Below are 1,125 nucleotides of genomic sequence, written 5' to 3' on the forward strand. Positions count from 1 at the left end.
TAACAAGGTAGCCGTACCGGAAGGTGCGGCTGGATCACCTCCTTTCTAAGGAGCACTTCTTACCGATCCCTTCGGGGTGAGGTCAGAGGCCAGTTCATCAGCGAACGTCTGATGCTGGTTGCTCATGGGTGGAACGTTGACTACTCGGTTCAGGAACGGGCCGGTGGCTGCTAGTACTGCTCTTCGGAGCGTGGAACGCAGGTCACGAGGGGCGAGGGTGTCGGGCACGCTGTTGGGTGTCTGAGGGTACGGCCGTGAGGTCGCCTTCAGTGCCGGCCCCAGTGCACTCGGGATGTTGTCCCGGGGTGATGGGTGGTTGGTCGTTGTTTGAGAACTGCACAGTGGACGCGAGCATCTGTGGCCAAGTTTTTAAGGGCGCACGGTGGATGCCTTGGCACCAGGAACCGATGAAGGACGTGGGAGGCCACGATAGTCCCCGGGGAGCCGTCAACCAGGCTTTGATCCGGGGGTGTCCGAATGGGGAAACCCGGCAGTCGTCATGGGCTGTCACCCGCTGCTGAACACATAGGCAGTGTGGAGGGAACGCGGGGAAGTGAAACATCTCAGTACCCGCAGGAAGAGAAAACAACCGTGATTCCGGGAGTAGTGGCGAGCGAAACCGGATGAGGCCAAACCGTATGCGTGTGATACCCGGCAGGGGTTGCGCATGCGGGGTTGTGGGAATTATCTTGATCGGTCTGCCGGCCGGTCGGCGAGTCAGAAACCGTTGATGTAGGCGAAGGACATGCGAAAGGTCCGGCGTAGAGGGTAAGACCCCCGTAGCTGAAACATCTACGGCTCGTTTGAGAGACACCCAAGTAGCACGGGGCCCGAGAAATCCCGTGTGAATCTGGCGGGACCACCCGCTAAGCCTAAATATTCCCTGGTGACCGATAGCGGATAGTACCGTGAGGGAATGGTGAAAAGTACCGCGGGAGCGGAGTGAAATAGTACCTGAAACCGTGTGCCTACAAGCCGTGGGAGCGTCGCTGTGTGTGCTTGCACATGCAGTCGTGACTGCGTGCCTTTTGAAGAATGAGCCTGCGAGTTTGCGGTGTGTTGCGAGGTTAACCCGTGTGGGGAAGCCGTAGCGAAAGCGAGTCCGATTAGGGCGGTGTAGTAGCG

General features: G+C 58.8%; 1 rRNA gene. It reads left to right on the forward strand.

Features of this window, described 5'->3' with window-relative positions:
* Positions 1-359: 359 nt before the first annotated feature.
* Positions 360-1,125 (forward strand): 23S ribosomal RNA (locus ACFWIW_RS42150); the annotation flags it as partial.

The sequence above is a fragment of the Amycolatopsis sp. NPDC058340 genome (assembly GCF_042723975.1).
Classification (GTDB): Bacteria; Actinomycetota; Actinomycetes; order Mycobacteriales; family Pseudonocardiaceae; genus Amycolatopsis.